Origin of the sequence: Pseudoalteromonas sp. P80D2, from assembly GCF_036680945.1 — a bacterium.
In the GTDB taxonomy this organism is placed as follows: Bacteria; Pseudomonadota; Gammaproteobacteria; order Enterobacterales; family Alteromonadaceae; genus Pseudoalteromonas; species Pseudoalteromonas shioyasakiensis.
In genome coordinates this window covers 1-359 of sequence record NZ_JAZDAR010000044.1, presented here as the reverse complement: position 1 = coordinate 359, position 359 = coordinate 1, and the positions used below count along the sequence as shown (strand labels likewise).

The window sequence follows — 359 nt, the reverse complement described above, 5'->3', positions numbered from 1 at the left end:
TTAGCGAAGAATGAGCGCCAGCCAAGCAGTAAGGCGTCCATTTTAAACAGCTTGTTAGGTTACGAACCTCAATCTACATTGTGATACTGTGCTGCTTGTTCGTAACAGTTAACACATACGACTGACATTTGATTAAACTCTCTGAATCTTTCTGTCATGCCGTCCTCTTCCTCAAAAACAGCCTCACATTGATAACACCAAGCTTGAAGATCATTTGGAACGCTTGAATTTTCAATGAAACCGAGAGGCTCTCCCTCAGGTTTGACAAGATGACCACATAGCACGGCAGCCACTCGCTTTCCATGCTTACCGCAATCAATATACATCGGTTCTATATCTGTACTCATTAGTAACCTAAC

General features: G+C 42.6%; 1 protein-coding gene. It reads right to left on the bottom strand.

Annotation, left to right across the window (positions count from 1 at the left end; translation table 11 throughout):
* Positions 1–68 precede the first annotated feature (68 nt).
* Positions 69–359: hypothetical protein (locus VRK28_RS11645; protein WP_332393979.1), on the bottom strand; the 291-nt coding region annotated here is incomplete at its 5' end.